Below are 15,298 nucleotides of genomic sequence, written 5' to 3' on the forward strand. Positions count from 1 at the left end.
CAATAAATGAACTCACTAATAGCGCAGCAGATTCCATACAGGTAACTGCGCGGCATACTTTAACGCGCGGCGGCTAACGCCACTTGACGAACAAAAGTGGCCATTTTGTCAGCATCTTTACAGCCGTGGGAGGCTTCAATACCACCCGACACATCCACTGCATAAGGCGCTACCTGACGCACAGCGTCAGCAATGTTATCAGCACTCAACCCACCGGCGAGGATAACAGGTTTTGCAAGATTTGCGGGGATTCTCGACCAATCGAACGTTTCCCCGGTGCCGCCCGGCGTTCCGGGTCGATAGGCATCCAGCAGCAGTGCCTGAGCCTGATGGTAGCGCTGGGCTTCATGGGCTAGATCTATCTCATCGCGCATACGCAGCGCTTTCATCCAGGGTAGCGCAAAGCGCTGACACTCCTCGGGCGTTTCATTGCCGTGAAACTGGAGCATATCGAGATACGGAAGACAGCGCTCAATCAGTTCAGCGGGCTGATCAACAAATAGCCCCACGCGGGTAACAAACGCAGGCACTCGCGCAGACAGCGCCGCCAACTGCTCAATATCCACGCTGCGAGCGCTCTTCGGCCACATGACGAAACCCAGCGCATCCACGCCCAGCGCCACGGCTCGGTCAATATCCTCGCCTCGGGTAAAGCCACAGAACTTAATGCGGGTGCGTGTTGGCGTAATAGCACTCATGAAGATGCCTCCTGCTCAGGGTTAGCCACCGCATTACTCAGCGAACGATTGCGCCGATAAGCTATCCGTGGCGTATCAGGCAACTCGCGCTCCCCCGTCCATTCACCGGTAAATGAGAGTAGATGCGGCCCCAGCGGCTCTTTGGGCAGATCAAAGCGCTCATCGTAAACCGAATCGACAAAATGCAGCCCACAAGCAGGCGCGGTGACATCACCTTTGCGGCGGTTTTGCAGCGCCAGCAGTTCGCCAATATAGGTCTCACTCTGAGCACCGCGTCCAACGCTCACCAGCGCCCCGGCAATGTTGCGAATCATATGGTGCAAAAACGCATTGCCTTGAATATCGATCATCACCAGTTGGCCGTAGCGTTTTACGTCGACAAAGTGCATATGCCGCCAGGGGGTTTTGGATTGACAGCCTGCTGCACGGAAGCTGGAAAAATCGTGCTCCCCTACCAGCGCCTGGGCGGCTCGGTGCATGGCATCGGCGTCTAACGGGTCACGGCACCAGGTCACATTGGCACGCTCTAATACCGGACGGCTGATTTGATTGAGCAGCACGTAACGGTAACGCCTGCCGAGGGCGCATAGCCGTGAGTGAAAGTCATCGCCCACCGGCTTTACCCAGCGCACGGCAACATCGCGGGGTAAATGGGTGTTAGCTCCAAAGATCCAGGCTTTTTCTGAACGCCCCACCGGTGGGTCAAAATGCACGATTTGGCGCGTTGCGTGCACGCCAGAATCGGTGCGCCCACTAGCGCGCACTTGGATTGGCTCATTGGCTACTTTGCTCAGCGCCTCTTCCAGCGACGCTTGAACGGACGCAGCGTGCTTAAGGCGCTGGAAACCGCAGTATCGGGTGCCGTCGTACTCGATACCCATGGCTAAGCGTCCAGTAAGCGGTATTTTCTCATCGAAGTGATAGAACAGCGTCATCAAGCCACATCATTTTGCAGATTTAGAAGGATTGCTATTATCCAGGCCCTGCGGCTTGAATGCCACCTCTTCAATCTCCCACTCTTCTTCGATAGGAGGGCGCGGTTTTTTAGCAGGCATTGAAGGCGTTGTGTCATGGCGCGTGGCGAACTCAACGCTCGGCTGCATAGGCGTTTCCGCTCGCGGCTGTGCATTGGCGCTCATCGAACTGGTTAAGGTAGGCGGGTAATAATCAATAAAGCGACTATCATCTGGCTGCGCAACGGCATGCAGGCCCAGCTGTCGCTCCTGCTCTGCTAGCTCATCAGCTTGCGTCTCGGCTATGGACGCCTTGACCGCTTGAGCCTTTTCTTCGTTAAGGTCTTGGGCTTCAACGTCTTTTACTTCAACTTTAGTTGTTTCAACTTTTGTTATTTCATTTGGGTCCGTATTAATCCCAAATGAAGGTGTAGCGCTGGGAGAGACCGTGGCCCTGATAATGGGATCCGCAAATGACTCCGTTTCCCAAGTTTCTTCACGGCGCTTACGCAGCCACACTAGCAATGCCACCAGCAGTGCAATAGCCGCTAACGCAAGCGGCCACTGATAGCGAGCGATTAGGCCACTTGTGCCCTGGCTATCTGTTGCACTCATGCTGGCGGCCCGGGGCGTTAGTGGGCGCTCTTGGGCAGCCAACGCATCGCGCAGCTGATTTAACTCGGCGCGTATCAGCTCGCGCTCTTCAAGCACCTGCTGAAGGGTCGCTTGGCTCAGCCGCAGCTGTTCCGTCAACTCTGCACGGGTTAACGCTTCAGGTTGCGACACTTCTTGCTCGTCCTGGGAGTTTTCGCTGCTACCCTCCCCACTCGCCGCCTCAACCACCTCCGGCTCGTCAGCTTCTGCACCATCTGCGGCAAGCGCGTTGCCGGGGACAGCAACATCATTAGCCGGTAAGGCTTGAGCCGCGGCAATGGCAATGTCAGTAATAGGTGCGGTTTCAACGTCAGGCAGCGGCACTGGCTGCAGCTCGCCATTGCGGCGCGCGCGCCACGCTTCAGTCATTGCTTGAATAGTCGCGTCGGCATCAGCATTGGAGCGCGCCAACACGCGTTCAGTATCAGGCACGCTTAGCGTTTGGCCTGCGCGCATGGCGTGAATATTGCCCGATGGAAAGACACTGGAATTAGCTTCAAGCAATGCCACCATCATCTGTTGAACGCTAACCCCTGCGGGCTTAACGCGCTCGGCAACGCCCCACAGCGTATCGCCACGGCCCACATAGGCGCTCGGCGGCGGCGCAGCACTTTGCACCTGCGCTTGATTCTGAGAATAGCCCTGGGGATCGAAAAGCAGGGTTATGTCACGAAATTGTTGGCCGCCAGGAAATTCCACCGCTAGTAGCAGGTCAAGCCACGGATCCTGCATGGCCTGACGGGAACTCAAGCGCACCTGGCGCTGCCCCTGATACTCCACCACCTGAGCACGGACATTGGCAGCTAACGGCGTCCACTCAAGGCCTGCGGTGGCGAAATCAGAGGGGTCGGCAATGCCTACGCGAATACTGTCTAGCGCATAATCACTGCTTTCCAATAGAGGGATGGAGGCATCTAAAGGCGCATTCAGATACGAACTGACACTTGCCTGCCCTAAACCAACGGCTAGCGTAATAGGACTCAATGCACTCAACGAGAGCCATGTCATCCATGTCAGTGTTTTTCCCATGAATATCCCCTGACGGCCTACTTACTTTTAACTACTGATACCAGATTATTGTATTACCTCTTTTTTATCATAACTTAGCCAAACAGTGCGGCTTTTCCCACTACTGCGGTAAATGAAAGCGAAAAAAAACGGGAAGCTACGAACAGCTTCCCGTTTTCGATTGGCGTACTAGCGTACTAAATGATGCACTACAACAGACAATTACTGTTCGCGCAGAATCTTCAACATCCGCTTCAGCGGTTCGGCAGCGCCCCATAACAGTTGGTCACCAACGCTGAATGCCGAGAGATACTCACCGCCCATTTGCAGCTTACGCAGGCGGCCAACCGGCACTTGTAGCGTACCGGTGGCAGCAGCAGGCGTTAGGCCCGCAATAGTGGCGTCTTTATCGTTGGGAATCAGCTTGACCCACTCGTTGTGCTTAGCGATGCGATCTTCGATCTCATCCAGCGGCACATCATTCTTCAGCTTGATAGTGAACGCCTGGCTGTGCGAGCGCATCGCGCCGATACGCACACATAGGCCATCGATGGGGATTGGGTTGTTGTCGAGGCCAAGAATCTTGTTGGTCTCAACGCTGCCCTTCCACTCTTCGCGACTCTGGCCGTTATCCAGCTTGGTATCGATCCACGGCAGCAGGCTACCCGCCAGCGGTGCGGCAAAATTATCGGTCGGGAAGTCACCGCTACGCATGGCAGCCGTTACTTTGCGGTCGATATCCAGAATTGCACTGGAGGTATCTTTTAGCTCTTCGCCTACACTGTCTCTGAGCGTGCCCATTTGATTGAGCAACTCGCGCATGTGCTTAGCGCCCGAACCGGAGGCAGCCTGATAGGTCATGGAGGTCATCCACTCGATCATATCGGCTTCAAACAGCCCACCCAAGCCCATCAGCATCAAGCTCACGGTGCAGTTGCCACCCACGAACGTTTTAGCGCCTTTGGCTAGCTGATCGTCGATCACCTTGCGGTTAACCGGATCCAGTACGATAGTTGCTTCATCTTCCATACGCAGCGTGCTAGCGGCGTCGATCCAATAGCCTTTCCAGCCTGCGTTACGTAGGTCTTTGTAAACCGGCTTGGTGTAGTCACCACCCTGGCAGGTCACGACGACATCCAGCGCTTTAAGCGCTTCAATATCGAAGGCGTCTTTCAGTGGAGGTACGTCTACACCGATGTCGGGGCCGGGCTGGCCAACCTGGGAGGTAGTGAAGAAGACCGGCTCAATACCGACAAAATCACCGTCTTCCTGCATGCGCTGCATTAGCACTGAGCCCACCATGCCGCGCCATCCCACGAAACCGACTTTCAACATATGAAGTCCTCCTGCAAAGAATGAGTACTTATATTATACACACTTCTTTACGGTGATTTTGAAACCTGGGGATAGGTTAAGGGCTGACCCTGCGACAGGCGCCCTTAACGCAGTCGCAATGCGAATACTATACTTTACTGCTTCGCAAACGCCGCAAGCACTGCATCGCCCATCGCATCGGTGCCGATAGTTTGCATGCCCTCTGCGGCAATATCTGCGGTACGCAGGCCGTCGTCCAGCACGCTACCCACGGCGGCTTCAATACGCTCTGCCATGGTGGTTTCACCCAACGAATAACGCAGCATCATGGCCACTGAGAGCATCATCGCCAGCGGGTTGGCAATGTTCTGACCGGCGATATCCGGCGCACTGCCATGGCAAGGTTCATACATGCCCTGCCCGCTCTCGTTTAGCGAGGCAGAAGGCAGCATCCCAATGGAACCAGTCAGCATTGCAGCGGCATCGGAAAGAATATCGCCAAACATATTGCCGGTCACCACCACATCAAACTGCTTAGGCGCGCGCACCAGCTGCATGGCGGCGTTATCCACGTACATATGGGATAGCTCAACATCCGGATACTCAGGCGCCAACCGCTCCATCACTTCGCGCCACAAAATGGTGACTTCCAACACGTTGGCTTTATCTACCGAACAGAGCTTCTTGCCGCGCTTTTGGGCCATTTCAAACGCCACGCGGCCAATACGCTCAATTTCACTTTCAGAGTAAATATAGGTGTTAAAGCCCACACGCTCGCCATTGCGCTCTTCAATACCGCGCGGCTGGCCAAAGTAGATGCCGCCTGTCAGCTCGCGGACGATCATAATATCCAGCCCAGCCACCAGTTCAGGTTTCAAACTCGAGGCGCTGGCCAGCTGCGGATAGAGCATCGCCGGGCGCAGGTTGCCGAATAAACCCAAGTTTTTACGCAGGCCCAGCAAGCCTTTTTCAGGACGTTTGGAAAGGTCTTCAATTTTATCCCACTTAGGGCCACCCACGGCGGCCAGCAAAATAGCGCTAGCCGCTTTGGCTTTTTCCAATGTTTCCGCGGGTAGCGGCTCGCCGTGAACATCGTAAGCAGAGCCGCCCACCAAGCCCTCCTCGACTTCAATATCCAAACCCGCTTCCTGGCACGCTTTCAGTAAGCGCGCTGCCTGAGCAGCAATCTCGGGGCCAATACCATCACCCGGCAGCAACAAGACCTTATGTGTCATGCAAATTCCTTAGCATTTAATTATTAGAGACTGGCTTACGCAGATTGGCGGAACAGCCAAGGGCGCGCGGCTTTATGCTTCTGCTCAAAGGCGCGAATGGCGTCTTCGTCTTTAAGCGTCAGGCCAATATCGTCCAGTCCTTCCAGTAGGCAGTGTTTGCGGAACTCGTCCACTTCAAACTCTAAAATTTCGCCACTGGGGGTCACTACCTGCTGGTGTTCTAAATTCACATCCAACTGATAGCCTTCATTGGCCTCAACTTCTGTAAATAGGCGATCAACCACATCTTCAGGGAAGGTAATCAGCAAAATACCGTTCTTGAACGAGTTGTTATAGAAGATATCGGCAAAGCTGGGGGCAATGACCACTTTAAAGCCGAAATCTTCCAGCGCCCAAGGGGCGTGCTCGCGGGAGCTGCCGCAGCCAAAATTGCGGCGTGCTAACAGTACCTCAGCACCTTTAAAGCGCGGCCGGTTCAAGACAAAATCCGGATTCAGCGGGCGCTGCGAGCAATCCTGGCCCGGCTGGCCTTCATCCAAGTAACGCAATTCGTCAAACAGGTTAACGCCAAAGCCGGTGCGCTTGATCGACTTCAAAAACTGCTTCGGAATAATCAAATCAGTATCGACGTTGGCACGATCAAGCGGCGCCACCACGCCTTCAAAACGGGTAAATTTTTTCATGATTTAGGCCTTCTGAGCGTGAGAGGCATCGTTAGCGGGCAAGCTGCGAACATCGACAAAGTGGCCGGCAATGGCTGCAGCGGCTGCCATGGCAGGGCTGACCAAGTGCGTACGGCCGCCGTAGCCTTGGCGACCTTCAAAGTTGCGGTTTGAGGTCGAGGCGCAGTGTTCACCGGCACCCAACTTGTCGGCATTCATGGCCAAACACATGGAGCAGCCTGGCTCACGCCACTCGAAACCCGCTTCAATAAAGATTTTATCCAAACCTTCGGCTTCCGCTTGGCGCTTCACCAAGCCAGACCCCGGCACTACCATGGCAAGCTTGATTGAATCAGCGACTTTATTGCCTTTGGCGACGTTGGCAGCTTCACGCAAATCTTCGATACGCGAGTTGGTGCAAGAGCCGATAAAGATTTTATCTAGCTTGATATCGGTAATCTTCTGATTGGCCTTCAGCCCCATGTACTCAAGCGCACGAGTGTGGCTGCGCTGCACGGTTTCATCCAGCGCGGCTAGCGGGTCAGGCACCTGTCCAGAAATACCGGTGACCATTTCCGGGCTGGTGCCCCAGCTTACCTGCGGCTCAATCTCTTGTGCTTTCAAGGTAACCACTTTATCGAACGGCGCATCGTCGTCAGAAACCAAGTTGCGCCAGTCGGCTACTGCGGCGTCCCACTGCTCGGTAGTCGGTGCAAAGGGCCGCTTGGCGAGGTAGTCGATGGTGGTGTCATCCACCGCGATCAAACCCACCCGTGCGCCCGCTTCGATGGCCATGTTACACACGGTCATGCGGCCTTCCATGGAGAGCGACTCAATCGCGCTACCGGCGAACTCAATCGCATAGCCGGTGCCACCAGCGGTACCAATTTTGCCGATAATCGCCAGCACCACATCTTTCGCGGTAACGCCAAGGCCTAAATTGCCTTCTACGCGCACCTGCATGTTTTTCATTTTTTGCGCCAGCAAACACTGGGTCGCCATCACGTGTTCGACCTCAGAGGTGCCGATACCGTGGGCCAAGGCGCCAAACGCACCGTGGGTGGCGGTGTGAGAATCGCCGCACACTACCGTCATACCCGGCAGCGTTGCGCCCTGCTCAGGGCCAACCACGTGCACGATACCCTGGCGCGGGTCGTTGATTTTGAATTCTTCAATGCCGTATTCCAGGCAGTTATCGTCCAGCGTTTGTACCTGAATCAACGACACCGGGTCTTTAATGCCGCTATTGCCCTCGGCGCGCTCTTTAATCGTCGTCGGCACGTTGTGATCCGGCGTTGCCAAGTTGGCATCTAAGCGCCAAGGCTTACGGTTAGCTAAACGCAGGCCTTCAAACGCCTGGGGCGATGTCACTTCGTGAAGTAGTTGGCGATCAATGTAGATCAACGCGGTGCCATCATCGCGCTGCTTCACCAAGTGCTGATTCCAAAGCTTGTCGTAAAGAGTTTGGCCTGACATGTGACTCTCCTGGGCAGTGCCCTGCTAGTTCGGTATGGCCGCCTCTATGGGCTGCTTCAACTGCTTGTAGGACAAGTGTCACGCGACTCGCGCATAAAAGCAATTCATGTTATTCATAGTTTAGATTCCAAACTGGAATACTTATTCAGAGAGTCGTGGATGGATACACAAAGCCTGCAAGCCTTTAAGGCCGTCGCCGATACGCAAAGTTTCTCACGGGCGGCTGAACAGCTACACCTGACCCAGCCTGCGGTCAGCAAACGCATTGCCACGCTGGAGTCCCAGGTGGGGACACGGCTGTTTGATCGTATTGGCCGGCGTATTGCGTTAACCGAGGCGGGTAGCGTGCTACTGCCCCAAGCACGACGCATTCTAATGACCGTTGAAGATAGCCGCCGTGCCCTAGCTAACCTTTCTGGTCATGTCGGCGGGCGGCTCACGCTGGCCACTAGCCACCATATTGGCCTACACCGTTTACCACCGCTGTTAAAGCAGTACACCCAGCGCCACCCGGAAGTTGAGTTGGACCTGCACTTTTTAGACTCCGAACAGGCTTACCAAGGCGTGCTAGATGGCACCCTGGAAATGGCCGTGGTAACACTAGCGCCCCATCCGCATGAGCAACTGCACGTTGTGGAACTGTGGCGCGACCGGCTCTGTTTTGCCTGCGCTATCGATCACCCGCTTACCCATCAGGCCTCTCAAGGTAAGCTGTCGCTGACCGATCTATGCGAATACAACTGCGTAATGCCGGGGGCCAAAACCTTTACTGGCTCACTTATCGCGCAGCGCTTTAGTGCCGTTGGCCTGCAACTGCCCGTCAGTATGACAACCAACTATTTGGAAACACTAAAAATGATGTGCAGTGTAGGGCTGGGTTGGAGCCTGCTGCCCGAAAAGATGATCGATAGCGAGCTGACAGAGCTAGACGTGGATACCGCACCGATTTACCGCCCGCTAGGCTACTTAGTGCATACCAATCGGACACTCTCAAATGCAGCGCGCAGGATGATTGAAGAGCTGGAGTCAAACAGGAGGGCATGACATTACTAAGTAGCTAGAAAGCTCATCATTGTTATCAAACTCTGCCTTCATGAGTGATGACGTCATTACGCTAAGCTTAAATTTCTCATTCTTTATCTTGATGATAATACTCTTCAAGTTCACGTTTTAGTCCAATTTTTACTTAAAGATACTCCTATATACTGGAAGGATACATTTGTTTACATACTTGTTATCACTATCTTCCAGAGTAGGAATATCATCATGCAAAGCCGCCCTAGCTCCCTACTGCCGATATGCCTACTCGCTTGTCTAACATCGGGCGTTGCCTATGGGCAAACCACCGACGCACAACGTGAAACCCTGGTCATCCAGGCACGTCAGGGAGCACTGGATTCATCCATTGATGGCTTAAGGACACTCTATCACCAAACGCGCGATGGGCGTGTCCGCGAAGACCTGGTGGCACTGCTGGTACGCGCAGAACGCCATGAGGAAGCGCTGGCAGTCTGCGATTGGTGCCAAACGGAAAATTATAGTGACTCTGAGCTCGCCAACCTAGCGGGTGCGGCACGCAATGCGGGTGAATACGAGCAGGCGCTGGAGATGTTCCGAACGCTCACCTACCGCGACCCATCGAATGCGCAAGGCTGGCTTGGCCAAACCTTAGTACATACCGACATGGGTAACTATACCCTGGCGGAGGTTTCTCTTCAGCAATACACCCAAGCGGCTGGCTCTACCACCGCAGGGCTAGAAGCAAAGGGCTATTTGGCCTCGCGCACCGCTAATGCCGTTCAAGAGCTGGATGTCCGGCAGACGCTGGTCACACAAGACCCCAATAATACGGGTGAATTGCAAGCCGTCTACCGGCTAGCCGTGGGGTTAGGCGCCAGCTCTGCGGCACGCCGCATTATGCAATCCAACCCCGAGGTATTCTCCGCGAACGATCGCTTATGGCTTACCTACTATGAAGGGGTAACCGATATTCGCCTGGGTGTTCATACCGATCAGCCCAGCCGCGTGCGCAACGGCTTAGAGCAATTAAATAGCGTACTGCGCAACGGCGATGCCCCTCAGGAGCTCATTACTATCACCGAGTACGACAAGGTAGTCGCACTCGCCGAATTAAGACGTTTCTCTGAAGCAGAAGCGCTGGCGGTGAGGCTTGAAAACCAGCATGGCCAGTTGCCGAGCTATGTGGCCCGCGCCAAAGCGCATGCACTTAATGGCATGGGTCGCCCAAAAGAAGCTGCCGCACTTTATGAAAACTTGATCCGGCAATCCCCTGCCCAGGCAACAAACCCGGACGACCCTCTTAACGAAGGGCTGTTTTACAGCTATGCCGACGCCCAGCGGTTTCGCGATGCCGATAACCTACTAAAAGAGTGGACAGCGAGTGAACCCGAGCAGCGCCTTGACTTCACTCAAACCGTACGTATCGACAACCCCAACTATCAGAAAGTATTGCTGCTCAGCGTGCTATTGGATTCGTGGCGCGGGCGTACTGACGAAGCCAGTCAACGCCTGGCGATATATCAAAACCAAGCACCGGGCGATCCTTACCTGTGGCTATTAAAGGGCGATATTGAACGCGACAGGGGCTGGCCAAGAAAAGCCGAAGCGTCTTTCCAGCAAGCCGCCCCACTGCTACCACCAAATCGCCAGGAAGCTTCTCATCACGGCGTGCTGCTTTCCCGGTTACAGCGTGGCCTATGGAAAGGCACCACAACCGAAATCGCTAGAGAAATAGCCGAAGCCCGGCCAAGCGCATCACGTGACGATATGGCCCGCGAATGGCGCGAACTGCGCGCCCCTCAGCTAAGCAGCTCGTTTGAGCGTAGTAAGGGCCAAGGCAGTGGCACCCAGGCTTCCAAGGAGTGGACCTATGAAGTGCTGTTCGAAGGACCACGCAACGACAGTGGCTCCCGCCCCTTTGCTCAGCGCATTGGCCAGTTCGGCGAGTTTGAAGATGAAAACCTCTACGCCTCCTACAACATAGCGGGCTACGAATGGAACCTGCATCCAGCCACGGTCACCCTGGCCGCGGGCCATGGGTCACAGCTTAACGAAGACTTTCTCGCGCTGGCCGAATTGCAGTACGCCCCTACGGATCACATCACCACCACGCTGGGCGTAGAGCTAAACACTACCGACACCCCGCTACGCGCGCTGCGCGATGGCATTCATGCCGACCGCTACCGCGGCGAACTCGCCTACCGGCACGATGAGCGAGGCGCCGGGGCTATCGGCGTAATGGCCACTGATTTTGAGGACAGTAACCTGCGCCAATCTGTTTACGGCTACTGGAATCAAACCCTCTATCACCTGGACCGTTGGCAAGTTAATGGCGAGATTCAAGCCTCCACGTCTCGCAATGACGAGATTGAAGCTAGCTATTTCAACCCGCTCCGCGATGCCAGCTTGGCCGGCGTGCTCACCGTCAACTACGAAACCCCTATTGATTATCGACAATCCTTTATTCAGTCGTTTTCACTCGGCTCAGGCCGTTACTGGCAAGAGGATTTCGATAGCGAGAACACCTGGTCGATTGGCTACCAACACAGTTGGGAGCTAGCGCCCACGGTGAACTTTGAATACGGCATTACCCGCGAAAGGGCCGTCTACGACGGTGTTCCTGAATACGACAACGTTATTTCAGCCGGCTTTGTATGGAGATTCCTATGACACTCTGGCGCGTCATTCTAATGTGCGCGGCCTTGCTGGTGATCGTTAATATTCAGCAGGCCCAAGCCGCACGCTCACCGGGTGATTACGTGGTCATCAGCTACCACGATGTGGTGGATTCCAGCGTCACCCCTGATCTGGACATCTACTCGCAGACCATCACACGCGGCCGATTAGTTGAACACTTCAACATGCTAGACGTAGGCGGTTACCAACCGGTGACTTTACAGCAGATCATCGATGCCAAAGCGGGCGGCACACCACTGCCTGACAAAGCCGTGCTGTTAACCTTCGATGACGGTTATCGCAGCTTTTACGATATCGTCTTTCCGCTCCTCAAGCTTTACAACTTTCCCGCTGTTCAAGCGGTGGTGGGCAGTTGGCTGGACGTGCCCGCTGGTGGGCAGGTGCCCTATGGCAGCATCACCCTGCCCCGCGAACGTTTTCTGTCATGGGAGCAAGTCAGGGCTCTTGATGAATCACCGTTGGTGGAAATTGCCTCCCACTCCTATGACCTACATAAAGGCGTGGTCGGCAACCCAATGGGCAACGAGCAAGCCGCAGCGGTAACCAGTATTTGGAATGCGCGCAGCGGCTATGAAAGCGAAGCGGCCTACATTGAGCGCATCCGCGACGATATGGCGCGCACGCAGCAGCGGTTCCAAGAGCAGGTCGGCCGCAGCCCCCGCATCATGGTGTGGCCTTACGGCGCCTATAGCCAAGCAACGCTTAACATTGCGGCTGAATACGGCATGGACTACACCTTCAGCCTGTTGAGCGCACCCAATCAGTTGAGCGATTCTATGAGTGCCATGAACCGCTACCTGATTGACCAGGAAACCGGCCTACAAACCATCGAAGAGATACTCTCCAATCAACTGTGGGAAAATGAGTCGCTTCGCATTGTGCATGTTGATCTGGATTACGTGTATGACCCAGACCCTATTCAGCAGGAGCAAAATCTCGACAAGCTGATAGACCGCATCTACCGCTACGGCGTTAGCACCGTTTACCTTCAAGCCTACGCCGACCCTGATGGTGACGGCGTGGCCGACGAGCTCTACTTCCCCAACCGCCACCTGCCGGTTAGGGCCGACCTTTTCAATCGCGTTGCCTGGCAGTTAAAGAAGCGCGCTAATGTGAAGGTCTACGCGTGGATGCCGGTGCTGTCGTTTGACCTAGGGTCAGGCTATCAATACGTCACCGATGTACGAACGGGCAATGAGTCGCCCGATCAATACCGTCGCCTCTCTCCTTTCGTACAAGAGAACCGCAATACAATTCGCGAAATTTACACAGACCTCGGACGGATGGCGAAGTATGACGGCCTGCTATTTCACGATGACGCCTTCTTTACCGATTTCGAAGATGCCAATCCAGAAGCGCTGGTAGCCTATGAGGAGGCCTCATTACCACGCGATATCAACGCGATACGCAACGACGATAGCTTAATGGACACGTGGACCCGTTTTAGGACGGAGCACCTGACCGACTTCACCCTAGAATTGGAAAAGGCCGCTGACTACTACCGCCAGACTGACAACAAAGTATTTACCACGGCACGCAACCTTTATGCCATCACGATAATGGAACCACGCAGCCAGCGCTGGTTTGCTCAAAACATGCAAAACTTCGCCTCGGGCTATGACTTCGTTGCGGTCATGGCCATGCCCTATATGGAAAAGGCCGAGAACCCCAATGAATGGCTGCGATCACTCGCCCAACGCTCGCTGGCGCAGGTAAATGCCGACCAATTGGTCTTTGAGCTGCAAGCCCAGGATTGGCGCACCCAAACCCCCATTCCCAGCGAAGAGATAGCCCAGTGGGTACGCATACTGCGCGAAGAAGGCATTAAACACATTGGCTACTACCCGGACAACTTTCATCAAAATCACCCTGACATCAGTGTGATGAGGCCGGTTTTCTCAATCGGACGTCGGTTTAGGGCTATCCAATGAACATACTCGACACTCTGGCTATCTTTACCCTGGGCTACCCCAGTCTGATGGCGACGATATGGATCTGTGGCGGTATCTACTTCTACGTTCACTGGGAGCGTAAGCAGCCCTGGCCCGAGGTATTCGTGTGGGACGAAAATGCCCCCAAAGTAACAGTGCTGCTGCCCTGCTATAACGAAGAGGCTAATGTTGATGAGACGATTAACCACCTATTTAAGCAGAACTATCCTTTTATGGACGTTATCGCCATCAACGATGGCAGCAAAGATGACACCGCCAGTCGACTTGCAGCGCTGGCGCTTATCTATCCCGGGCTGACCGTACTGAACCAGACCAACCTGGGCAAAGCCAGCGCCATGAACAATGGCCTCAGTGAAGCTACGGGCGATATCATTGTGGGCATTGATGGCGATGCCATACTCGACTACGACGCCATCGGCTATATGGTTAGCCACTTCCTTGGCAGCCCCAAAGTCAGCGGGGTTACCGGCAACCCGCGGGTGAGAACACGCTCGACCGCCATTGGCAAGATCCAAACTGGCGAGTTCTCGGCCATCATCGGGCTGATCAAGCGCGCCCAGCGCATCTACGGCATGGTGTTCACCATTTCCGGAGTGATCTGCGCGTTTCAGCGTAAGGCACTAGAAGAGATCGGTGGCTGGAACACCGACATGATTACCGAGGATATCGATGTCAGCTGGCGGCTACAGCTGGCAGGCGGGCATGTGCGCTACGAGCCCAGAGCTATGTGCTGGGTATTAATGCCGGAAACACTGCGCGGCTTATTTAAGCAGCGGTTGCGCTGGGCGCAAGGCGGCGGTGAGGTTTTTTTACGCTACTTCTCGCAAGCGATTCGTTGGAAAAACCGCCGCTTCTGGCTCTTGATGCTGGAATATATTGTCAGTGTGTTGTGGTGCTACTCGGTCATTACCCTACTACTCGTCTGGCTGGCATCTCAGTTTCTTATGCCCATGGCATGGCCTATTACGGGTAGGCTGCTTTCCTATTTTGGCAGCTTGTTGATCGCCATCAGCTTTATACAATTTAGCGTCAGTTTCTATATCGACAGCCGCTACGACAAAGAGATATTCCGCTGCGTGTATTGGAGTATTTGGTACCCATTCGCCTATTGGATTATCAATATGGCCACTGTCGTCATCGCCTTCCCCAAAGCCATTCTGCGGCACAAGGGAAGGCCCGCCACCTGGACCAGTCCTGACCGAGGGGAGCAATTCCATGAGCAATAAGCTGGTATCCGTCATCATCAACAACCCAGGCCAGAAAAGCTGGGGTTACCGATTCCGCGACATCATCATCACCCTGGCCACCCTCATACTGTGGCTGTTGGTCATGTCGCGGCTGTATATGTTTTTTATTGTGGAGGAGGCCATTCTTGAGAAACTCTACTCGTCCGTAATGATTAAAGTAGTGTTGGTCGGCTTTGTAGTCACCTTCCTAACCTTCCACCTCTGGGCGGTCTACAACCGCTTCCTATACACCAGCTACCTAAAACGCCAGATGAAACACTACCAGCAGCCAACACTTTCTATAGATTACGAAGACATTAACGAAAGACATAACGAGATAGAGAACAAAATAGAAAAAACCAGAACGTCCAGCCAAGTCCCAAACTAACAACCCGCCCAACAC

The 15,298-nt window shown here is 54.5% G+C and carries 12 protein-coding genes; 5 read left to right on the forward strand and 7 right to left on the reverse strand.

The annotated features are described in order from the left end of the window. Positions 1-59: 59 nt before the first annotated feature. The 7 genes from ACQE2I_RS10185 to leuC all read right to left on the reverse strand — a co-directional run bounded on the left by ACQE2I_RS10185 (position 60) and on the right by leuC (position 8,000). The gene (locus ACQE2I_RS10185) at positions 60-698 is read right to left on the reverse strand and encodes a phosphoribosylanthranilate isomerase (protein ID WP_427028000.1); all 639 of its coding nucleotides are present in this window, start codon (positions 696-698) and stop codon (positions 60-62) included. Continuing rightward, the gene (truA, locus tag ACQE2I_RS10190; RefSeq protein ID WP_427028001.1) at positions 695-1,633 is read right to left on the reverse strand and encodes a tRNA pseudouridine(38-40) synthase TruA; all 939 of its coding nucleotides are present in this window, start codon (positions 1,631-1,633) and stop codon (positions 695-697) included. The genes ACQE2I_RS10185 and truA overlap by 4 nt, the downstream gene beginning before the upstream one ends. A gap of 9 nt (positions 1,634-1,642) precedes the next feature. Then, positions 1,643-3,334 (reverse strand): type IV pilus assembly protein FimV, encoded by a 1,692-nt coding sequence (locus tag ACQE2I_RS10195; RefSeq protein WP_427028002.1) that lies wholly within the window; start codon positions 3,332-3,334, stop codon positions 1,643-1,645. A 201-nt stretch (positions 3,335-3,535) separates the two neighbouring features. Then, positions 3,536-4,648 carry an aspartate-semialdehyde dehydrogenase gene (asd, locus tag ACQE2I_RS10200; protein WP_427028003.1) on the reverse strand — a complete coding sequence of 371 codons (1,113 nt, stop codon included), beginning with the start codon at positions 4,646-4,648 and terminating at the stop codon, positions 3,536-3,538. A gap of 134 nt (positions 4,649-4,782) precedes the next feature. Then, positions 4,783-5,862, reverse strand: a complete 1,080-nt coding sequence (gene leuB, locus ACQE2I_RS10205; protein WP_427028004.1) for a 3-isopropylmalate dehydrogenase — start codon at positions 5,860-5,862, stop codon at positions 4,783-4,785. A gap of 35 nt (positions 5,863-5,897) precedes the next feature. Beyond that, entirely contained in the window at positions 5,898-6,545 is a 648-nt protein-coding gene (gene leuD, locus ACQE2I_RS10210) for a 3-isopropylmalate dehydratase small subunit (protein ID WP_427028005.1), read from the reverse strand. A 3-nt stretch (positions 6,546-6,548) separates the two neighbouring features. Beyond that, positions 6,549-8,000 (reverse strand): 3-isopropylmalate dehydratase large subunit, encoded by a 1,452-nt coding sequence (gene leuC, locus ACQE2I_RS10215; protein WP_427028006.1) that lies wholly within the window; start codon positions 7,998-8,000, stop codon positions 6,549-6,551. Positions 8,001-8,159: 159 nt separating this feature from the next. On the opposite strand from leuC, the gene ACQE2I_RS10220 reads away from it, so the two are divergent. The 5 genes from ACQE2I_RS10220 (at position 8,160) to ACQE2I_RS10240 (ending at position 15,283) form a co-directional block, all read left to right on the forward strand. After that, on the forward strand, positions 8,160-9,044 hold the full coding sequence (locus ACQE2I_RS10220; protein ID WP_427028007.1) for a LysR family transcriptional regulator: 885 nt from the start codon (positions 8,160-8,162) through the stop codon (positions 9,042-9,044). Between the two features lie 222 nt (positions 9,045-9,266). After that, on the forward strand, positions 9,267-11,690 hold the full coding sequence (gene pgaA, locus ACQE2I_RS10225; protein WP_427028008.1) for a poly-beta-1,6 N-acetyl-D-glucosamine export porin PgaA: 2,424 nt from the start codon (positions 9,267-9,269) through the stop codon (positions 11,688-11,690). Next, complete coding sequence (pgaB, locus tag ACQE2I_RS10230; RefSeq protein ID WP_427028009.1) at positions 11,687-13,648, forward strand: poly-beta-1,6-N-acetyl-D-glucosamine N-deacetylase PgaB; 1,962 nt, start codon at positions 11,687-11,689, stop codon at positions 13,646-13,648. Before pgaA ends, pgaB begins: the two co-directional genes overlap by 4 nt. Beyond that, on the forward strand, positions 13,645-14,895 hold the full coding sequence (gene pgaC / locus ACQE2I_RS10235) for a poly-beta-1,6-N-acetyl-D-glucosamine synthase (RefSeq protein WP_427028010.1): 1,251 nt from the start codon (positions 13,645-13,647) through the stop codon (positions 14,893-14,895). Before pgaB ends, pgaC begins: the two co-directional genes overlap by 4 nt. After that, complete coding sequence (locus tag ACQE2I_RS10240) at positions 14,885-15,283, forward strand: hypothetical protein (protein WP_427028011.1); 399 nt, start codon at positions 14,885-14,887, stop codon at positions 15,281-15,283. The genes pgaC and ACQE2I_RS10240 overlap by 11 nt, the downstream gene beginning before the upstream one ends. Positions 15,284-15,298 lie beyond the last annotated feature (15 nt).

The organism is Halomonas sp. H2 (assembly GCF_050215315.1).
Lineage (GTDB): Bacteria > Pseudomonadota > Gammaproteobacteria > Pseudomonadales > Halomonadaceae > Vreelandella.

Bases quoted from the DNA above. Each gene is read 5' to 3' on its own strand.
- asd (WP_427028003.1), bottom strand. From the start codon at position 4,648: ATGTTGAAAGTCGGTTTCGTGGGATGGCGCGGCATGGTGGGCTCAGTG.
- leuD (WP_427028005.1), bottom strand. From the start codon at position 6,545: ATGAAAAAATTTACCCGTTTTGAAGGCGTGGTGGCGCCGCTTGATCGT.
- ACQE2I_RS10220 (WP_427028007.1), top strand. From the start codon at position 8,160: ATGGATACACAAAGCCTGCAAGCCTTTAAGGCCGTCGCCGATACGCAA.
- ACQE2I_RS10240 (WP_427028011.1), top strand. From the start codon at position 14,885: ATGAGCAATAAGCTGGTATCCGTCATCATCAACAACCCAGGCCAGAAA.
- pgaB (WP_427028009.1), top strand. From the start codon at position 11,687: ATGACACTCTGGCGCGTCATTCTAATGTGCGCGGCCTTGCTGGTGATC.
- truA (WP_427028001.1), bottom strand. From the start codon at position 1,633: ATGACGCTGTTCTATCACTTCGATGAGAAAATACCGCTTACTGGACGC.
- ACQE2I_RS10195 (WP_427028002.1), bottom strand. From the start codon at position 3,334: ATGGGAAAAACACTGACATGGATGACATGGCTCTCGTTGAGTGCATTG.
- pgaA (WP_427028008.1), top strand. From the start codon at position 9,267: ATGCAAAGCCGCCCTAGCTCCCTACTGCCGATATGCCTACTCGCTTGT.
- leuB (WP_427028004.1), bottom strand. From the start codon at position 5,862: ATGACACATAAGGTCTTGTTGCTGCCGGGTGATGGTATTGGCCCCGAG.
- ACQE2I_RS10185 (WP_427028000.1), bottom strand. From the start codon at position 698: ATGAGTGCTATTACGCCAACACGCACCCGCATTAAGTTCTGTGGCTTT.
- leuC (WP_427028006.1), bottom strand. From the start codon at position 8,000: ATGTCAGGCCAAACTCTTTACGACAAGCTTTGGAATCAGCACTTGGTG.
- pgaC (WP_427028010.1), top strand. From the start codon at position 13,645: ATGAACATACTCGACACTCTGGCTATCTTTACCCTGGGCTACCCCAGT.